The organism is Spirillospora sp. CA-128828 (assembly GCF_050945415.1).
In the GTDB taxonomy this organism is placed as follows: domain Bacteria; phylum Actinomycetota; class Actinomycetes; order Streptosporangiales; family Streptosporangiaceae; genus Spirillospora.
The window spans coordinates 1263904-1283813 of record NZ_CP191986.1 but is presented as its reverse complement, the minus strand read 5'-3'; the positions used below and the strand labels follow the sequence as shown (position 1 = coordinate 1283813).

Genomic DNA, 19910 nt, shown 5'->3' with positions numbered 1-19910 from the left:
ACCGACTTGGAACCGTCCACGTACGATGTGCGGATCATGGCCTTCATCCGGGTGCTGGGCTCGTTCGCGGCCGAGGTGAACGGTGCGGCCGTTCACCTCGGCGGGCCGCGGCAGCGGGGCGTGCTGGCGCTGCTGGTGGCGGCGCGTGGGCAGGTCGTGCCGGTCGACCGGATGATCGAGGATCTGTGGCGCGGGGAGCCGCCCGCGCGGGCGCTGATGTCCTTGCAGGCGTACGTGTCGAACCTGCGCCGGCTGCTGGAGCCCGGACGTCCGCCGCGCACGCCGGCCCGTCTGCTGGTGAGCGCGTCGCCCGGTTATGCGCTGCGGCTGCCGCCGGAGTCGGTGGACGCGTGGCGGTTCGAGGACCTGCTCGACCAGGCCCGTACGGTCACCGACCCGCGCGTCGCCCGGTCTCGGCTCGCCGAGGCGTTGGGGCTGTGGCAGGGACCGGCGTTCGCCGAGGTCGCCGACGAGCCGTGGGCCGCCGCCGAGACGGCCCGGCTGAACGAGCTGCGCCTGGTCGCCACCGAACTGCACGTGGCGGCGGGTCTGCGAATCGGCGACCCCGCCGCGGTGGTTCCCGAGGCCGAGCGGCTCACCCGCGACGAGCCCCTCCGCGAGGAAGGCTGGCGGCTGCACGCCCTCGCACTGTGGAGCAGCGGCCGCCAAGCCGACGCGCTGGCGGCGCTCCGCCGTGCCCGCGGCATCCTCGCCGATGAGCTCGGGCTCGACCCCGGCCCGGACCTGACGGCGTTGGAGGAGGCGATCCTCACCCAGCGCACGGACGTCCTGCGCGAGACCGTGCCCCCGTCACCGCCGACCGCACCGCTGCCACGGCCGGCTCCGATCATCGAGGCGCCGTTCGTCGGACGCGAGGCACAGCTGTCGGCACTGGTCACGGCCGCCGCCGAGGCCGCCACCGACGGAGCCCGCATCGCCCTCGTCACCGGTGAGGCCGGGCTCGGCAAGTCGACGCTCCTGGAACACCTCGGCAGGCGGCTCGAACGGGACGGATGGCAGGTCGCCGCCGGCCACTGCCCCGAGGTCGACAGCGCGCCGCCCGCCTGGGCCTGGACCGAGGCGCTGAGAGCCGTCGCCGCGACCACGTCCCCAGGCGAGTTCACCGACGACCTCGCGCCGCTGCTCACCGACAACGAACCGGTGAACGCCGACGCCACCGCGGGACGGTTCCGCCTGCGCCAGGCCGTGTGGAAATGGCTCGCGGCGATCGCCACGGAACGCCCGGTCGCCGTCGTGCTGGACGACCTGCACTGGGCGGACGCCGCCACACTGGAGCTGCTCGGCGGCGGCCTCGGAATGCGGGCCCCGATCCTGGTCGTCGCCGCGTACCGCGCGGACGAGAGCGGGCACCTCACCGAAACGCTGGCGTCCCTCGCGCGCGCCACACCTCTCCGCCTGGCGCTGCCGGGGCTTAACGACGAGGCCGTCGCGCAGCTCGTACGGACCGAATGCGAGGCCGACGACGAGACCATCGCCGGGATCGCCGAGCGCACCGGCGGCAACCCGTTCTACGTGCGTGAAAGCGCCCGGCTGCTGAACGGCGAAGGCGCGCTGGTCGCCCTCTCCGAGGTCCCCGAAGGCGTACGGGACGTCCTCCGCCGCCGGCTCGCGCGCCTGCCCGAGGGAGGCGTGTCCATCCTCCGGCTGGCCGCGGTCGCAGGCCGGGAAAGCTCGGTGGACGTCCTCGTCAAGGCCGCCGACACCGACGAGGACGGCGTGATGGACGCGCTGGACGCGGGCGTCATCGCCGGGCTCCTCGACGAGCCCGGCCCAGGCCTGATCCGCTTCGTCCACGCCCTCGTCAGGGACACGCTCGTCGCCGACGTCAGCAGATTGCGCGCCACCCGGATGCACGCCCGGATCGCCGACGCCCTGGAAGGCACCGACGACATCGCGGCGCTGGCCCACCACTACGCGCGCGCCGGCTCACCGAAGGCCGTCGGCTACTGCCTCCAGGCCGCCGAGCTTGCCGAGGCCCGCTACGCCCACGACGTGGCGGCCGACCTCCTCACCGACGCCGTCACCAACTCGACTGGACCGGACGAACGCGTCGAACTGCTCGGCAGGCTGCTGCGCGCGCAGATCCGGGCGGGAGCCGTCGTAGCCGCCCGCGAGACACGCCGTGAAGCCGTGGAGTACGCAGAGTCCCTGGGCCGCGACGACCTGATGATCGCCGCATTCACCGCGTGGACAGAGCCGACCCCCTGGCAGGCCCGTACGTACGGCACGGTCGACCGGCCCATCGTCGACCGCCTGAGCCGCCTGCTGAAGCGCGAACTGACCTCTTCGGTGCGGTCCCGGCTCCTGACGGCGTACGCGAACGAGCTGATCGGCGAGGACGACCCGACCGTTCTGGAGGCGGCACAGGAGGCACTCGACCTCGCCACCGGACCCCGGCTGCGGGCCGCGGCGCTCGAGATCCTGGCCGAAGTCCATGGCGACGCCGATCTCTGCCGGGAACTCGTGGAGATCGGCACCGAGCACGACCTGCCGGTCTACCGCGTCACCGGGCTGCTCAACCATGCCGCCGTCGCCGCCGCCGCCAACGACCCGGTGACCATGCACCGGGTGACCACCGAGGCCCTGGAACTCGCGCGCACCTACCGAATGCGCGAGGCGATCGCCGTCACCGAGATCACGCTGGCGGCCCTGGCGCTCATCGAAGGCCGATTCACCGACGCCGAAATCCTCTACTTCAAGGCCGACGAGGGCATGCGGCGCGCCGGATCGGTGCACGCCACGGGCTTTCTCCAACTCGCCCTGGCCACGATCTGGCTGAACGACGGCACCCTCGGTGCGCACCTGGACGACGTGCGCGCCCTCCACGCCGCGCTCGGCCCCATGACCTCCGACCTGCTCGCGCTCGCCCTCCACGCCAACGGCCTGGACGCCGAAGCCCGCGAACTCCGCGCCTCACCCGGCCCGATCCGCCCCGACTTCTTCTTCACCTTCCTCACAACGTTGCGCGCGATGGCCATCGTCGCCTTGAACGACCGCGCCGCGGCCGAGGAGATCTACGCGACGCTGCTTCCGCACCGCGACGGCCCCCCGGCGGGCGCCACGAGCCTGGCGGTGGCGGTGCGCCCGGTCGCCCACACCCTCGGCGAGCTGGCCGTCCTCCTCGGCCGCGACCACGAGGCCGCCGCCCACTTCACCCGGGCCGCCGCCATCGCCGACCAATGGAACGCGCCCCACTGGGCCGCCGAGGCCCGGTCACGAACGACCAAGCCCCTGCCCACACCCCGCGGATCCGGGCGCCCTCGCGTCGACTGATTGCCGATCTTCTGGAAGGGCACAGAAGACGACCACGTGTTCACCACGGGATGGGGCGAACCAATCCACCCGGATACGACCCCGTCCCTTATGGCAATGCTGATCGAGGCGCACAACGAGGCAGACGACGTCGAGCCGCTCCCCCCACGCTCGGCTTCACGACCTCCGGCACGTCCACGCGACGACACTGCTCCTGGCGGGCGTCCCCGTCCACTTGGTGGCCGCGCACCTCGGGCACACTGACCCGGCGATCACCCTCCGCGTCTACGCCCACTTGGTCAACGAGCAGCTCGCCGAAGCAGCGACGATCTTCGCCGGCCGGGTCGACGGGGTCGCGTAGGCGCCGCTGTTAGCAAAAAGGCCTCTTCCTTGATCGGAAGGGGCCTTTGACGTGGGAGCCGGCGAGGGGACTTGAACCCCTAACCTTCTGTTTACAAGAAACCGGCCGCCCTGTGTTCGTCTCCGTTGTCCGAGGTAGACCCGTGTGCGCATGGTCTCCGGTGCCAGCAGTCGTGAGCCTCTGTTGCGGTACTTCTGTGCTGTACTTCCCGGCTCATCGCACCCTGGCCAGACGACGTCCTCACCTAGGAACGCGGCGTCTCTCACACCCAACCACCTTTTTTGACACACGCCGCGAACTTTGAATCCGGAAGCATCACGACATGGCAGCCAGGACTGTCTGGATCACGCCGGCAATCGTGGCGATGATCGTCAGAGCAGTTATGAGGGTTTGCTTTGACTCGATGGTGGCTGGCTCGGACGGGGCTTCTGGAGCGGAAGAATTGGACTGAGACTCTGATGAACGACCAGGCCGCGGTGCAGGCGCAGCGAATTGCCGAGGGGCACGTCGGAAGCCAAGCATTCGTAGAAGCGCATCGTTCTTATACACGGCGTGTGAGGGTTCACGCTTGCACGCCACCAGACGCCCATAGGCGGCATTCTTGCAAGGCCACCCTTTGCTCGTCTCGACACCACAGAGGGTAGGCACCGCACACAATTCGTAGTAACCCCAGGTCAGAATTGGAAGAATCCACAGCTCCGTTATGCCGGACTGCCACGCAAGTACAGCCAGTAGAACAACAGCACCCCACCAGGACAAGGTCGTGTTCCGCCGCTTCTCTGCCTGAGTCTGTCGACGAGCCATGCTCTCCGCCCCACTAGCCCTGATCGTGGGAGGCAGTTTAAGCATCAAGGTTTAGGCCGTAAATGCACTTTGACACACTCGACATTTCCAATGCGAGATGCGCAAAAGAATCTTGATTTCGTTTATACACTCTCTCTCCTGTATCCGTGTAGGCCTTCGCAGGGGTGGTGAGAGTGTCGTTTCGACGGCCGTGAGGACCCTCTCTGGTCGTGACGGCGCAGGCGGGCAGGAATCCTAGCGGCGCGAGGTCGATGCGGGTGGAGAGGGTACGACTTGCGTGATCAATCAAAACCCCCTGAGGCCCGCCGATCAGAGGGCATGCGGACCAGGAGTACGGGGCCGGCTGCGGCCCAAGCAGTCGAAAGCGTGCGCGTCAGCGATCGCTCTGCCCCGGGTGGCCCCCACTATCCCTGCATGATCGTCACGGCCTGCGTCTAATCATCTGATTACAAGCAAGATCAACGCCGTCCAGGAGTGTCCCCACACACCCCCTGACCAGCGCCGCAACCTCCCGCACGTCCACACCCATCCAAGCCCATCCGACCCCGTTGTTAGCACGGCCGTTAGCACGCACACCCGTCCCGGAGGGTGCGCCCGCGCGAACGACGAGACGATATGACAGACAGACTCGCGCGCGCGTTCCCTCCGGCCCGCGGGGGGCTGGGGGCCGCGGCCCCCGCTTCACGATCGCCCAGCCGCCATAGCCACCCTGGCCGACTTCGCGTATCAGCATGTGCCTTCCGAACGGTGCTGAGCACGCGGACGGCACGACGGGATCGGACGGGACAGGACGCAAGCCCGACGCGACGGGGCGGGCAGCCGTCGGCAACCGTTTGGTTCTTGCCCAATGGTTCGGCCGGCTCCCTGGTGCCCGTGACTCTAAATCGGTGGGGCACCCCTTGAGGCAGCTGCCACCATAGCCTGCAGGGTCACCTTCCACCTACGCACCTAAGTGGAGAATCTAGCGCAAATCTGATTCAGATCGCCGATCATGCGCGTTTGATCCACGGCTTCGAGGTACACCTTTTGCATTCCCAATGAAGTATAGAATTGAACCAAGCAATCGACTTCTTTTGGAGAGCCAGCCATTACATTCAAGCCAATTGCGCTCAACCTTTCCCGACGGGCCCTGCGAACAAATTCGACCACGAGTCCCCTCCCGATACCCTCGCGACGCCTGGTTGGTTCAACGACCATCTCCATAATGGATGCATGCGGCGACGGATAGCCCTCATCTATCAACTCTCGATAGGACGCTTCCAGTTGCCCTTGGAGCCAACCGACGATTCCGCTTCCGTCGACAGCAACTAGATCAATAAAGCGATAGATCAGACTTTCCCGGAAATCGACTGAAAAAGGTAGGCCTGATCTCCGAGCCAGATGAACCATGTCCGGATAGTCGCCTCCTACTGCTGTACGCACTTCGGTAGGGCATTGACCTGAACTCATAATTCCCTCCGAACGACGCACCTCGTCGAGGTGGAACTAAAGTGAGCTCGCCTGGCATCTAGACCCCGCCTAATATTAGCCCTCCCGCCTCCTCCATCACGGACGAAACCGTCCACTTGCCATCTGTTTACAAGAAACCGGCCGCCTCAAGAGCGCAACCATCATCGCAGGTAGACCAGTGTGCGCACCGTCGCCGATGCCAGCAGTCGTAAGCCTCTGTTGCGGTACTTCCGTGCTGTACAGCAGCCCAGAGCGAACCCGCCCGCTGTCAGCTTGGGGACCTTCCGGATCTGGTGCCCAAGCCTGTTCATCTGCTCTCCTCCCGCGCTCAAGTCACCTGGCGAGCAGCCTTCAGCACTGGCGGTTCTTTCCGATCCCGCGTCGCTTCATGACAGCGAGCATCGCAGGCGAGTACGGCCCTTCGATCGCGAAGTGGCCGTAGTTCGCCTCCAGGCCGTCGAGCATCCAATCCACGTTGATTTGGTGCATGCGCCTGTCACCGCGAGCGAGGGGGTGCAGCCAGATCCAGGCAAGGTTCACCGCCGAGTCCCGCCGTTGCATGCCGGCGCATCCGAGTACGTACCCGGTCACGCCATCGTCGGTGGTGACGGCGAGCCACGGTGTCTGCTCTCCGCCGTCGCTGGCAATGTATGGCGCAAAGTCGTACGCAGACTCTCGGTGGAAGTACCGGGCAATTTGCTCGGCGGCCTTTCGGGTGGCAGGAGTGCTGGCGGGCACCAGAGACGGGCCGGTCAAGCTGATCTCCAAGTGCTGTGTTTCAGCGTCGGGGAGTATGGGCGGGCTGATAGTCCAGGCGTCGGCTACCCGTTGCCGGTTGTCGCGCCGTTGGCGTTGGGCGAGCCATCGGTCATGCGTGTGGTCGGGCTTGCGGTCGGCGAGCTGAGTGAGGATCGCATCGGCCGCGGCCAAGTCTCCGTGCCACAGGTGTCGAAGGCAGAGGGCGGTGGCGCAGGCGTCGGCGGCGCGGACTGGGTTGATGGTGATGAAGCTCGATTCGAAGGTGCAGCCGGTCATGCGGGCCTCACGGGGCGGCGCGGACCACCCGACCGCACGGAACAGGGCTTCTAGCCGAGTGTCGGCGTCCTGGATACTGCCGGTGACGGGGCGAGCGTAGGCCCAAGGTGGGCGGGTGGCCAGCTTCTTCTCGGCGTCCAGGGTGATGCTGGCGGCCCGGTCGGCGTAGCCGTACAAGGTAACGGATATTTGCGGTTCGTCTCGATCGTGTCCGCCGACGCGGCTGCCGTCGTCCCCTCGCCCGACCGTGATCCCGGCTGCTGTCGCCGCCTCAAGTCCCGGAAGGTCCAGGATCGGGCGCAGTGGGCCGCGAGAGCGCGAGGCCCATTCGGGCCCTCTGCCATGGCTCCAGGCGTCCAGAAGCGCAACGGCGGGTTCAGGCTCGTCATTGTAGAGTGCGAGCGCGGCGGCGTAGGTGCTTCTGGCGTCCTGGACCGACAACCACCACGCGCCCTCTTTCCGGCTGAACCTGCTGCCGTCCCGCCGCCAGCTCGCTCGAATCAGCAGTTCAGCAAGCAGTGGTCCACACCGCTCGACCGCCCCGTTCATCAGGACGACGCTCCCTGACCCATCGGAGTGGTCGACGAAAGTAACGGTTTCCGAGGCAGAAGGCTTCTCGGCCATCCTCAATCGCTCTCCTCTGCGAGATGTCGATCGCTGTAGGTGCATTCTGGGCTCTGGCTAGGCAGCGTCTCCGACCGATCTCCGGCCCACCAACTGAGCCCAACAGACGAAGGTACGCCCAACCGGGACCGAGGGCCGGCACCGGCCTGAGTACCGGACACCGTGCAGCGGCATCTGGGGTACAGGAAACAGTTCGCAGGCACGCCAGCGGATTTACAGTCCCGCCGCCAAACTCCCCTGACCTGGCACGACACCCAAGATCGGCCGTGCTTCGGCACGCATTCGGCACAGAGTGACAGCCTCGCTTCACCCCATCCCTAGGACCTCGATACCTCGCTGTCGACGGCTCGCTCGACCTCGGTGTCCGCATCGGCGATCCCTAGGTCGGACCGCATCACCGAGCGCAGTTGCTCGTTAAGACCCCAGAATCGCTCGCCATAGCCAAAAGCGGCATCGAGAGAATCGCCTTCCCGCATGTCACCGGACTCCAGACGCTTGGCCAACGAGTACCACTTACCAAGGTGCCATCTCACTTCCCCAGCGGCCCTAAGCACGTGCCCGGGCACAGTCATCTGTGCTTCGGCGTGGTGCTCGATGTACAGACGCCGGGACTCCTCGAGCTCGGCCCGCACACTTTCGCCGACCTCCCCCTTGCGGAGAGCGAACAGAAGATCATTGATGGCGGCGCGGTACCGCCGGATGGCGATGTTCAACGCCACGTAGCAAGCCCTTCGCTGTTCAAGATCGGCCTTGCGCTGAGCAAGTTCATACTCCTCTTGCCGCTGAATCCTGGCCAGGTCGAACGCTTGTCGACTGCTGCGAAGCGCCGTTCGCTGGGAGTAGGTCGATCCCACCACCGTCCCTATCACGGCGATGACGGCGGCAAGTAGCGTCGTGACGTAGGCCATAGACGGAGCCTAGCCGCCCAGATGTAGCGATATCTGGATGAAGAGGTTCTTGCGAGATCGCACAGGCACCTCTGAACTGTGAGCCGGCCAGGACGTGAGCGCTTCTCTGCTTACAAGCGAGATCAACGACGTCCAGGAGTGTCCCCACATGCCTCCTGACCAGCGCCGCAGCCCCCCTTGTCCGCACCCGCCCAAGATCATCAAACCCTGTTGTTAGCAACGGCATTAACAACCACACCCGTCCTGGAGGGTGCGACCACGCGAACGGCGAGACGCTGTGACGGCCGGACTCGCGCGGGCGCGCCTCCAGTCCGCGGGGGCCGCAAGGTCCCCGCTTCGGACGCGGTCAGTCGATATGTGATCGTTTCCACTCTCAGAACATCTCGGCAGGCCGACAAAAGGACAAGCAGCACAAATAGGACACATGGCGATCGGAGGAGTGGGCTACCTGCAGGCGTCATGTGCGCCATCCATTGGCCAGCGAGGAGGTTCGCGATACGGGCCAGCTGGGGTATGCTGGACCTACCTTCCCCCCTTCCAGGGGTTGGGAGGTGGCAGCCCCCCTGTTGGACGAGTGGCGCCAAGCGTTCCCTATTCAGGGACGCCCATTATCTATGGGTGATGCTTGGCGTTTTTGTGCTTTCTGGGGGAACTTTATTATAAAGGCGGTAACCACAAAGAAGGAAGGGGGCGAAAATGAGCGATATCTCTGCTGAAGTTGGGCGGACGGTGCGGCTTGCCATTGGCACGTGGGGCCGTACCGTCCGCCTCATGGCTCTGCTCGTGTGTACAGCACTTGCAGTGGCCATCTTCCTAGCGGTGCACCGTCAGCCACTAATCGCCTGGTGAGGTGACCCTCTTCGGAAGAGTGATGTGGGCTTGTACAGGGTGCCCTCTGTGCAAGCCTACACGCTCACGCAATCGTGATCATGAACTAAGGTCGCATCGAACTGTCGGCGGACGGGCGTGCTGCGGCGGGGCAGGACGCATGCCCGGCGCGCCGGAGTGGGCGACCGTCGGCGGCGCGTAGCGGTGCCTTTGATGCCTCGTCCAGGCGGAGCACGACCAAGACGACGACGAGGAGGCCGGCGGAGGCCCTTCGGGCTGCCCCTCGATTCAACCTTCGGCCAGGCCCGCCCAGACCTGCCGTTAGCATCCGCGTTAGCATTCCGACCCGACGCGGATCGGAGGTCTCGCCCCCGCCTCGCACTCACCCGGCCCTGGCTCCGCGACCGTCAGCTTTTCAGAGGTAGCAATCCCTGTACGGCCGTGGCGTCTGGCGAGGTCGGACGGTGCCCGACGTGTGACTGTGGTGCTCGTCCGTTGCCCTCTCTGCCGTCAACGGCATGGCTGTGACCTAGTGGTTCGAAGCCGCCGGCCGTGCTGGCTTGAGGGCGCGGTTGAGGAGCAAGGACCAAACTGCCACTGCGCTATCGTTGGCATGTACTGACAGTTGCCATTAAGGCGTCATCTTCTAACAATTGAAGCCATCACGGCCTCGGTTCCACCAAGCGACGGCGGCCTATAGGCTTTCCACATCCATTGAAGAACGTTGCCCGTCGTCACTACTCCAAGAGTTACGAGCGGTTTGCCCGTCCCGAACAGTAGCGGTGCGGCTACTGCTGGCGTTCCCGTCAGAATGGCGGTGGCGGATTGTTCTTTTATGGCTGAAGACATGACCTTGCTTCGCTTTGTCTTGTTGCGAATTCGATTGAGCACTGGAACGAATTCGTCTTCAACTCGTTGACGAAGTTCGGTGGGGCCGTCTTCCCTGCTTTCACGTGCGAGGCGAGACAGGTGCCGCCGCCACTCGTCGAAGCTGTCTTCCGATTGACGCATATCGACGGCAGTCTTAGCACTCAGTTGAAAATCGGGGACCAAAAGTCGCGCAACCTCACTGAGAAGCGACAACGGCTGACGGACTCCGACATTAGCCTGTCCAAGGGATTCCAACTTGATTTGCAGGAGGCGCAGGTCCGACTCTGCCGATGGCACGTACTTCGCTCCCGCACTGTCTGCCAATGCAAGAGTCTTGGCCAGATAGAAAAACTCGTACTGGTTCTCCCAGCGGCGATCGACTTTCCAGACCCCGTCCGAGGGCGTGGCTTTGAGCCCGCGAAGATGATCCCATATGAGCAGGGGATCATCAGATGCACTAGCCTGATTGGCGAACTCTTGCATTCTTCGCGAGTTAACGTCATGCCGCATGGAGGTCAGAACTTGATGCTTTCTGTCCACAATTATCGGCCATTGAGACCTCATAGATATGACAGACTTTTTGATCAACGGGGCCATATTAAATATGGCCTCAATCATTTCCCAGAGATATTCGCGGACCATCTCAGTGTTGTCGCGCAAGCTGGAGTACGTACTCCCGTCCATCCATTCACGCGGCCCGGCAGACATCGTCATTGACTTGTTGCCGCTGCGGATCGATCTAAGCTCTGGCACTTTGGTCATATCTCTGAAGAAGAATTCGGCGACGGGATCGTGGACCAAAATTCTCGGATAATATAGAAGCAGAAGATTTAGGTCACCCCGCGCGACCTGGTATCTCCAGTTGCCTGCTACCCAACCCCCAGGGTAGTAGCTTCCTGGTGGAACTGGGGTGTCAACCTGGGCATCAGAAGATGAGAGGACTAGTCTGGCAAGCTCATCAAAGTCGCGGCTACGCATCGCGTGGAGATCTTCGCGCCTTGGTGTTGACCCGAAGTAATTTTCAAGCACCGTCAGGGTTGATATTGGCTCGCCTGGAGGAGCGAACTCGGCATCCGTTTCTTCAGTGCTCTTGTCCACGTACTCATACTACAGAACACGAGAGCACGGAGAAGGTTTAAGTAGGTCAGAACACCAGTTCTCCCTTAAGGCGACGCGTGCGATGGCGCTCCGCGCCAGCCCCGCCAACGTTTCGGACGTTGTTATCACCCACGCTCGTCCCGGAGGGTGCGCCCGCGCGAACGGCGAGACGGTGTGACAGACCGTTTCGCGCGGGCGTGCCCTCCGGCCCGCGGGGGGCTGGGGGTCGCGAGACCCCCGCTTCAGGCTCGCTCAACTGAGCCAAGGTCAGGTCAGGGCCACCATCCGATATTCAGGCGTACCAATCACCCTGGTTGGTTGCGGCTTTAGCCTTCTCCAGAAGAATTTCCTGGCTGCGTCTGTTCCGCACGTCGTCCTTGCGCAGGCTTCGCCCCTCGGAAAGTGCATATTTAAACGCGTCGGCGGCAAGTTCGGCGGCCGTTACGATGGCCACTTCAATCTGTTCAGACAACGGCTTTTCCGTAACGCGGAACTTGAACTTCTTAAGCTTCTTGAGCTTTTTACTTGTGCCCTCTATGTCCGCATCTTCAAACATTGCAATGAACTCAGGGTTCATTAACACCGATACGACCATCGCGAGGTGGTACTTTGCAGCCTTCAGGATGGCGGACTCAGGCGTCCTCGCAAAATACCTATCGATCCGATAAATGATCCACGCGGCATAGTAGTAGATCTCGACAGGATATTCGCCCCACACGAACGAGCCCTCGACTTCGAGGTCCTTAGGCGACCCGATCGCGCGAGATGACTCCCCGAATATTGTTGCGGCAACAGCACGATTAAGTTCTGGCGTCGTGACGACGCGTGTGCGAGGGAATTCAAGTGCCGCGCCACGGTTTTGTCGTTCATAGCGGAGGCCATCCGCGCCGGACTGCGTGAAGTACTCTTCGACGTCCTTCGCGACTTGCGTACTCGCTTGGATATCAGTTGAGCCGATCGCGGTCTGAAGGTTAGTCGCTATCGCGACGCTCGTTCGAACACCGGGATCACTGGAGCTGACAATCTTTACAGGGATCCACAGGTCAACCATGAGGTTTGGCGTGTCCCTTACCTCGTCGGATTCAGCCCACCGGATCAACTGGTGACTCGTCTGGCCACCGTTCACGATCTGATAGCCGGAGATAAAGAACCGGTCTCCGAGTCCACGCAGTTCGGTCGCGATGATTGTCAAGCCGTTATTCAGGAACGGAAAGTGCTCGCGCTCATCCGACTGTAGGGTGCCCAGGATTCGACGGTTCACGGGATTCTGAGGACCGAGGTCCAGGCGCACATTGTCATCAAATATGCCGGGCCGAACATCGCCAGACTCATCCTTGAGGAGCTTCATCACCTCGATCGCTGAGACCAGACCGATGTACGCCTCGCTTACTCGCTCCGTGGCAGGGATCGTCTGACGCTTTTCGAAGTTGAACTGAATGTTTTGCGGGCCATAGCGCTCCTTCTGTTTGGCCGCAAGTTCTTCACGACCGTGGGTTCGGAGCTTGAGGTCTTCAGTGTAAGCGCCGATACCGCGAATGCGGTCAAGAGCCTCAGTGACCTGAAGCTCCCCCTGCACGCTCTTTCCATCGTTTGAGCTGGTCGTTACATAGTAGATTTCGCAAGGAATCCGGCTGTCCTGAAACTTGTCGCCATTCTCGGCAATCTTGTCGATCAGGCTCGCAAGATCGACGAGTCGTGGAGGTAGTGCGATGCTCCCCGGCCTCATAGCCAATTTGGTAACGGCCTCGACACCGTGGAGGAACTTCGCAATGAGCTTCGAGTCATATGATTCGCTCGTCTTGGCTTGAATGAAGATCACTTTGGCAGAATTCGCCGTTTGGTCAGAGATCAGCTCATCGACTTCCTCAGGCTCGAACACGAGTCGCCCGTTCACGATTACTGCACCGATATCGATGCCTTCATCGTTGCCGCCACCGAGTGTAGAACGCTCGATAGACTCCACATCGTCTCGGAGGTACTGGAAAAGATAGTTCGCTGCGACATAGCGCTCGAACAGGTCAGATTCAGGGCCCTCAAAGCCGAAATCACGGGCGAACTTCGCAACGCGTTTGCTGGTTAGGGTGTGCACCGCATCCTCCTGTTGCAGCCGCAAGGCGGTCTGGATGTCGCGAACGGTTCGAAAGCGATGGTCGCCCTGCTGGGACACTACCGCCTCGACGCTGCGGTCACTCCAACGCCGAACTCATTTCATTGCACTTCTGGGCATGTCCTCCACATTATGAACACAGATCATGATCGATGTGGGAAGACATCTAGATCGTTCGGCGGTGGTGCGAGTTGCGTGGTGGCGTCGGGAGGTCACCTGGGAAGTTGGCGGACGGGCGAACCGGCGCGGCGGGACCGGACGGGACAGGCCGCACGCCCGGCGCGCCGGGGCGGGCGGCCGCCGGCGGCCGCGTAGCGGGCGCCCTTGAAGACGTGGAGAAACTCCTCATCCGGCAGGAGTCGAATCGCTCTGACCTACGGGTTTGCACGGCTCTGCTGGTCGTGGCCATGGGTGAGGGTCTGGGGTGGTAGAACGCTCGGTTATGGGTGAGGAGCGGCTGCGGGAGATCGGTCGGGAGCTTAGGCGGCTGCGTACTGCGGCGGGGTTGTCCGGTGTTGGCCTGGCTTCGCGGGCTGGGGTTCCTCAGCCGACGGTGTCTCGGGTGGAGACCGGGCGGCGGGTTTCTGATCCGGATGTGGTGGCGAGGTTGTTCCGAGCTCTGGAGTTGGGGCCTGGTGAGGTCGAGCGGCTCGCCGGGCTCGTGCGTGATGCGTACGCGGAGACGGCTCCTCGTCGTAGCGATGCCGGGGTCTCGTTCAGGACTGCGGCGAGCGTGGAGCTGGCGCGTGGGGCTCGGTCGGTGCGGGCCTTCGAAGCGATGGTCGTTCCGCGGCTGTTGTGGACGGCGGAGTATGCGGCTGCTGCGGGGGCCGGCGACTCGGCGGGGCCCTCGTTGGAGGGTGACGGACGGCGGTTCTCGTTCGTGGTGAGTGAGGCTGCGCTGCGGACCTGGCCGGGGTCGGGTGAGTGCATGGCGGGGCAGTTCGCGCATCTGCTTGCGGTGTCGGGGTTGGAGGGGGTTCGGCTGGGTGTCGTGCCTCGGGAGATCGCGCCTCGTGTGCCCTTGCACGGGTTCACGGTGTACGACGATGCGGCCGTGACGGTGGAGACCTTCACGCGTGAGATGACGCTGACCGACGCCGATGAGGTGCGGGCGTACGTGGAGATCTTCGAGGGGTTCGAGCGGGCGGCGGTGTTCGGGGACTCCGCACGGGCGCTTGTGGAGGACGCTGCCCGTGATCTGCGAGAGACACTAGGCTTTATTCACTGAGCGTATTGAATAGCCCCCTAGATCTGTCATACGCTGCGTCTCCGTTGGGGTGTGTAGCCCCCTAGACGCGCGGATGGTGATCGACGTGGAATGCTTGTCCCGTCTGTTCGCGGGCCGACGCGAATCGATCAGCGACGCTCGGGCCTTCACCCGGGCGTTCGTGGTCGACCGCAGCCCGGATGACCTGGTCGACACGGTGGAACTGGTCGTCAGCGAACTCTGCACGAACGCCGTTGAGCACACGGCGAGTGGCGAGGAGGGCGGCCAGTTCGTTCTTGAACTGGCGGTCCACAGCGAGCATGTTCGGGTGGGCGTCGTCGACTTCGGTGCGCACACTGAGCCGACCCTCAACGATGAACCGTTCGGCGTCGATGCCGTGTCGGGTCGTGGCCTGCTCATCGTGGAGACGGTGTCCAAGGCTTGGGGAAGCGAGCGGCTCAGGGTCGGGCGGCGTGTCTGGGCGGACGTTGTCGGCGCGTCCATGTGAGCGGGCCTCCGATCCCCCGGCGGCGGCGACGCCTGCGCGTTGTCAGCTCCTCAACCGGCCATGAGCTTCCCGGCGTAGTGTCTAGGGTCCTAGACTCCCTGGTGAAGGCTGGAGGAGGTGTCATGCCAGGCGAGTTGGAGCGCATCGCGCAGATCGACGACCCTTACGAGCTGCTGCGTGCTGCGACCGAACGCCTGGCGGAGGCACAGCAGGAGGTCACGGAACTGGCCCGGCTGCGGCGGCGGCTGATTCAAGATCTGCACGCGCAAGGGATGTCTTACGCGCAGATCGCGCAGGCTGCAGGTCTGAGCCGCGGGCGCATCCATCAGATCAGGCACACGGGGCCGGCACCTGAGGGCGCGTTCCTCGGCTCCGGTGAGGTGACCGTGGTGACCCCCCTGCGGCCCGACCCTGCGAGCGACCGGACGTATGTCGCGCTGGACGACCTTCGGACCGGCCAGCGGCTCGAAGATCTGGCCCGGACGTTTGACCTGTCGGTGGCGTCCGACCATGTGGCGCTCGATGGGGGCATCGATCTCAACCGGGCCGGGCTGCTGGTGATCTGCGGCCCCCGGATGTCTCCAGCAATGCAGGAGGCCTACGACAAGGATCCCGTGATCGAGTGGGAGCGGGATGACGCCGGTTGGCTGCTGCGCGACAAGCGGACCGGGGAGGAGATCCGGTCTGGGCAGGAGGACGACCCGCCTCGTTCATATGACGTGGGGTATCTGGGGCGTCTGCCTCGGCCGGACGGCAACGGCAGTTTCATCGCCATCGCGGGTATTCACCCTGAGGGGTCGCTGGGTGTGGTGCATCTGCTGACGACCGATATCGGCAGCTTGTGGGGGCAGGTCGGCAACGAGCGGTTCTCGGTCGTGGTCGGTACTGAGTACGCCTCCGATACTCATGAGCCGGTCCGTACGGAGCTGCTCACTCCGATCTACCGGCATGACGAGGCGTCGGCCTGACGGAGGACCAATGCGGATGCTGATCGCCAGCGAACCGGGACGTCCCGACCGGGACAACGAGGACTTCGCGGCGGCGGCACCGGGCCTGCTGCTGGTCGTCGACGGGGCGGGTAGCCCGGCGGGCGTGGAATCGGGGTGTGTGCACTCGGTCGCCTGGTACGCGCGCAACCTCGGCGGGCTGCTGCTGGCTGCTGCCACGGACAAGCGCCACGGCCTGGACGAGGCGCTTGCGGTGAGCATCGAACGCGTCAACGCGATGCACGCGGCGACCTGCGACCTTCGGCATCCCGGATCGCCTTCGGCGACCGTAGCTCTTGCGCGTGTACATGACGAGAGGCTGGAGCACCTGGTGCTCTCGGACTCTGTTCTCGTTCTCGACCGGCCAGACCAGGGGCCGGCGGTCATCACTGACGGCCGGCTGGCTGAGGTGGTCGCGCGGCTGGACGAGCCGGACCGCCCCTCCCCCGGCGACTCCGACGAGCACGCGCGATTCCTGCGGAGTCGAGTCGAGCAGCTCGCCTCGTTCCGCAATCAGCCCGGCGGCTTCTGGGTCGCCAGCACGAAACCGGAAGCGGCGAGTGAGGCGCTGACCGGGTCGACACCGCTCATGGGCCTGGGCGCGGTCGCGTTGCTGAGTGACGGCGCCAGTCGGCTGGTCGACCGCTTCGGTCTGATGACCTGGCCTGACCTGCTCGCGATCCTCGGCAAAGACGGGCCGGATGAGCTGATCGCACGGACGCGAGAGGCCGAGTCGACCGACCCCGACGGGGCCCGTTGGCCGCGTGGCAAGGCTTCCGATGACGCCACCGCCGTCTACTGGGCCGTCCAGGGCTAGATCTTTCGAGAATTTGTGCACCCCCCTAGACAGTCACCGCGACATCGCTTACCTTGATTGTGTACCCCCCTAGACAAACGGCTCTCGGAACGGGCTGGATCGTACTGTCTAGGGGGGTCGACGACAGGAAGGTTCTTCATGCGCAACATCCCGGTGGACGTGTCGGCCATGACGTTCGTGTGCGTGTCGCCGCCGCGTCCCAAGCTCGTCAACCAGGACACGGGCGAGGTCAAGACCGACCGCAACGGCCAGACCGTGTTCACGGTTGGCCTGTCGGCCGCCGACGCGATGGGGCGGGTTGACCTGCTCAACGTCGCGGTGACCGGCGACCAGACGGTGACGATTGGAGAGGTCGTCACGCCGGTCGGGCTGACGGCGTTCCCGTGGGAGGCGGTTCTGGGCGGTGAGAAGCGCTGGGGCGTGGCCTTCCGCGCCGACCGCATCGCCCCCGTCTCGGCCGCCTCGGCGTCGGGGTCATCGGACTCGTCCGCTGCAGCGGGCGTGGCCTGAACAGCGGCCCGGTCATGACTGACCTGCTCCTGGTGCTCGGGGTCCTGGCCGCTGCGGCGGCCGGGCTCTGGGCCTGGCGCCGATACCACCCGGTGTCGTTCTGGTACGGCGTCGGCTTCCCGGCCCGTGCGGTGCTGGTGTACCTGAGCTGGCATCACGTCGCCTCGGGCTGCAAGCTCACCCGTCAGCGGCGGCGGTTCCGGCTCACCCTCGACGCCGTCCCGGTCCTGGGCCCGGCGTCCCGGTCGGCGGCCACGGTGGTGGAGCACAAGCGGCGGGTGCGGCGGGTCGACGTCGAACGCTCCCCCCGCCTCGGCCTGCTCCGCCCGACCCGGCTGGGCTGGCGGATGCGGCTGCGGCTGCACGACGGGCAAGTCCCGGCCGACTATGAGAAGGCGGCGGAAGGGATCGCGCACGCCTGGCGAGTCCACTCGGTTCGCGTGGTCGATGTCCGGCCCGGCTACGTGACGCTGTGGGCGACCATGCGTGACCCGCTGGTCGACGTGGTCGCCGAACCCGAAACCGGCGAACTGCTCACGGTGCGGCCCGGGAAGCTGGAGAACGGGCACGACTGGTTGATCGACTTCCGCACGGTGCCGCATTGGCTCAACGCCGGGGCGACACAGTCCGGCAAGTCCAATCTCGCCAACGCCCTCATCAAGGGCCTGGCTCCGCAACCGGTCGCCCTGGTCGGCTTCGACCTCAAGGGCGGGGTGGAGTTCACCCCCTACGCCCCTCGGCTGTCGGCGCTGGCCACCACCCGCAAAGAGTCGGTGGATCTGCTAGCCGATCTGGTCGGCGAGGTCGAGAACCGCATGGCGACCTGCCGCGCGAACGGTGCCCGCAACATCTGGACGCTCCCGGAGGACCTGCGACCGGTGCCGGTCGTGGTCCTGGTGGACGAGGTCGCCGAACTGTTCTTGATGGCGGACAAGTCCGAGAAAGAGGAGGTGTCCAAGACTGCTACCGCGCTGCTGCGGGTGGCGCAGCTCGGACGGGCGTTCGCGGTGTACCTGATCGTCTGCGGGCAACGGATCGGCTCCGACCTTGGGCCCGGAGTCACCGCCCTGCGAGCGCAGTTGTCGGGGCGGGTGTGCCACCGGGTCAACGACCCGGAGACGGCCAACATGACCCTCGGCGACCTGGACCCGGCCGCCCTGGACGCGGCACGCGCCATCCCCGCCGAGACTCCCGGCGTGTGCGTGGTCGCCGGGCAGGACGGGACGTGGCACCGCGCCCGGTCGGTGTTCGTCTCCGAGCACTCGGCCGAACGCGCGGCCCGTGACTTCTCCCACCTGACCCCGGACTGGGATGCGCTGATCGGCTCCGTCCCCGCCGTCAACCCGGCCGCATAACCGGCCGCGCTCCTCCCTCCCCCTCTCTCGCCTGCGGCTCGGCGTGAGCCCCGATCACGCCACGTCCCTACCCGACCCATGCCGAAAACGCCCTCGGAGGCTTCCCGATGATGATCGTCCTGCGCCACCGTCCCCGTCCTCTCCCCTCCTCGTCCTCGTCCTCGGTCGTCCTGCCGCAGGCGATCGGCTGGGACGGGCTCCGGGAACTGCACGTGGCGATCTGCAAGCAATGCATCCGCTCGTTCGCCTCCTCCGACGCGGCCAAGGTTGACGCCTGGACCGACGCGCACTCGTGTGGCGGCGAGCAGGACGGGCTGCCGGACGAGATCCCTGGGCGGGCGGCGTGACACGGCGCCTGGTCGGGGCGGTGGCCGACTCCGGGCCCGTCGTCGTTCTTGCCGGGATCGCGGCGGCGGGGTCGTTCACCCACATCCGCGACACCGCCACCGAACACGGCCAACGCGGGTGGATGGCCTGGGCAATCGCGGTGTGCATCGACCTGACGTGCGTGATGGCGGCCGGAGAGCGCCAGCGGGACAAGAACACCGGACGCCACACCGGGCGGTTGTCGTGGCCGACCGTGGTCCTGGTCGGCGGCATCCTGCTGTCGCTGGCCGCCAACCTCGCCCAGGCCGACTCCTCGGTCTGGGGCTGGATCACCGCCGGCACCCCCGCGGGCGCGTTCCTGGTCGCCGTCTCCATGCTGGAACGCCGCAAAGCCGGCACCCGCACGGCGGCTCGATCCTCGACCGTCCCGGCGTCCTTCGGCCGTCCGGACCCGTCCCCGTCCTCGTCGCCGTGGGTGGTGTGGGAGGACGACCGTCCCACCACCGCCGATGCCGTCCCGGCCGTCCAGCCCGAGCGGGACGACACCGGCCGGGACGAGGACGAGCAGGACGGACAGACCTTCATCCCAGTCCCGGCCGACCAGACCGCCGCGCCCTCGCCGTCTCCGTCTCCGTCAGCCTCCTCCTCGGAGGATTCCCCTTCGGGGCCGGTGGGGCCGCTGGTCGACTTCGCGCGCCGCGTCGCCACCGAGCACGAGACCAAGCACGGGCGGCCAATCACCCGGGATGCGCTGCGCGCCCGGCTCGGAGTGTCCAACCAGCTCGCCTCTGACCTGCTCCGCCAGATCCGCACCGAAACCGCGCCCGTCTCCTAACCCTG

15 protein-coding genes are annotated in these 19910 nt (G+C 65.3%); 10 read left to right on the top strand and 5 right to left on the bottom strand.

Going from position 1 to position 19910, the window contains the following annotated elements:
- Nucleotides 1–36: 36 nt before the first annotated feature.
- Entirely contained in the window at nucleotides 37–3294 is a 3258-nt protein-coding gene (locus ACQPXG_RS06675; RefSeq protein WP_433466733.1) for a BTAD domain-containing putative transcriptional regulator, read from the top strand.
- Nucleotides 3295–3481: 187 nt separating this feature from the next.
- Entirely contained in the window at nucleotides 3482–3634 is a 153-nt protein-coding gene (locus tag ACQPXG_RS06670; protein ID WP_433469909.1) for a hypothetical protein, read from the top strand.
- Between the two features lie 1752 nt (nucleotides 3635–5386).
- Here ACQPXG_RS06670 and ACQPXG_RS06665 read toward each other — a convergent pair.
- The 5 genes from ACQPXG_RS06665 to ACQPXG_RS06645 all read right to left on the bottom strand — a co-directional run bounded on the left by ACQPXG_RS06665 (nucleotide 5387) and on the right by ACQPXG_RS06645 (nucleotide 13417).
- A complete protein-coding gene (locus ACQPXG_RS06665) occupies nucleotides 5387–5827 on the bottom strand; it encodes a GNAT family N-acetyltransferase (protein ID WP_433466732.1) in 441 nt (146 codons plus the stop codon).
- Nucleotides 5828–6238: 411 nt separating this feature from the next.
- Nucleotides 6239–7546, bottom strand: coding sequence for a hypothetical protein (locus ACQPXG_RS06660; RefSeq protein ID WP_433466731.1), 1308 nt, complete (start codon nucleotides 7544–7546; stop codon nucleotides 6239–6241).
- A 317-nt stretch (nucleotides 7547–7863) separates the two neighbouring features.
- Entirely contained in the window at nucleotides 7864–8454 is a 591-nt protein-coding gene (locus tag ACQPXG_RS06655) for a hypothetical protein (RefSeq protein ID WP_433466730.1), read from the bottom strand.
- A 1467-nt stretch (nucleotides 8455–9921) separates the two neighbouring features.
- Nucleotides 9922–11250, bottom strand: a complete 1329-nt coding sequence (locus tag ACQPXG_RS06650; protein WP_433466729.1) for a hypothetical protein — start codon at nucleotides 11248–11250, stop codon at nucleotides 9922–9924.
- A 292-nt stretch (nucleotides 11251–11542) separates the two neighbouring features.
- Nucleotides 11543–13417: an AIPR family protein gene (locus ACQPXG_RS06645; protein ID WP_433466728.1), complete on the bottom strand. Its 1875-nt coding sequence runs from the start codon at nucleotides 13415–13417 to the stop codon at nucleotides 11543–11545.
- A 382-nt stretch (nucleotides 13418–13799) separates the two neighbouring features.
- Between ACQPXG_RS06645 and ACQPXG_RS06640 the strand changes: the two genes are divergently transcribed.
- From ACQPXG_RS06640 to ACQPXG_RS06605, 8 genes are all read left to right on the top strand, one after another.
- Nucleotides 13800–14588: a Scr1 family TA system antitoxin-like transcriptional regulator gene (locus tag ACQPXG_RS06640; protein ID WP_433466727.1), complete on the top strand. Its 789-nt coding sequence runs from the start codon at nucleotides 13800–13802 to the stop codon at nucleotides 14586–14588.
- Between the two features lie 73 nt (nucleotides 14589–14661).
- On the top strand, nucleotides 14662–15075 hold the full coding sequence (locus ACQPXG_RS06635) for an ATP-binding protein (protein ID WP_433466726.1): 414 nt from the start codon (nucleotides 14662–14664) through the stop codon (nucleotides 15073–15075).
- A gap of 122 nt (nucleotides 15076–15197) precedes the next feature.
- Nucleotides 15198–16043: a sigma-70 family RNA polymerase sigma factor gene (locus tag ACQPXG_RS06630; protein ID WP_433466725.1), complete on the top strand. Its 846-nt coding sequence runs from the start codon at nucleotides 15198–15200 to the stop codon at nucleotides 16041–16043.
- 10 nt (nucleotides 16044–16053) lie between these two features.
- Nucleotides 16054–16878, top strand: a complete 825-nt coding sequence (locus ACQPXG_RS06625) for a protein phosphatase 2C domain-containing protein (RefSeq protein ID WP_433466724.1) — start codon at nucleotides 16054–16056, stop codon at nucleotides 16876–16878.
- A gap of 138 nt (nucleotides 16879–17016) precedes the next feature.
- A complete protein-coding gene (locus tag ACQPXG_RS06620; protein ID WP_433466723.1) occupies nucleotides 17017–17388 on the top strand; it encodes a hypothetical protein in 372 nt (123 codons plus the stop codon).
- 14 nt (nucleotides 17389–17402) lie between these two features.
- Entirely contained in the window at nucleotides 17403–18743 is a 1341-nt protein-coding gene (locus ACQPXG_RS06615; protein WP_433466722.1) for an FtsK/SpoIIIE domain-containing protein, read from the top strand.
- 107 nt (nucleotides 18744–18850) lie between these two features.
- Nucleotides 18851–19090 (top strand): hypothetical protein, encoded by a 240-nt coding sequence (locus ACQPXG_RS06610; RefSeq protein ID WP_433466721.1) that lies wholly within the window; start codon nucleotides 18851–18853, stop codon nucleotides 19088–19090.
- Nucleotides 19087–19905, top strand: a complete 819-nt coding sequence (locus ACQPXG_RS06605; RefSeq protein WP_433466720.1) for a DUF2637 domain-containing protein — start codon at nucleotides 19087–19089, stop codon at nucleotides 19903–19905. Before ACQPXG_RS06610 ends, ACQPXG_RS06605 begins: the two co-directional genes overlap by 4 nt.
- The last annotated feature ends 5 nt before the right edge of the window (nucleotides 19906–19910 follow it).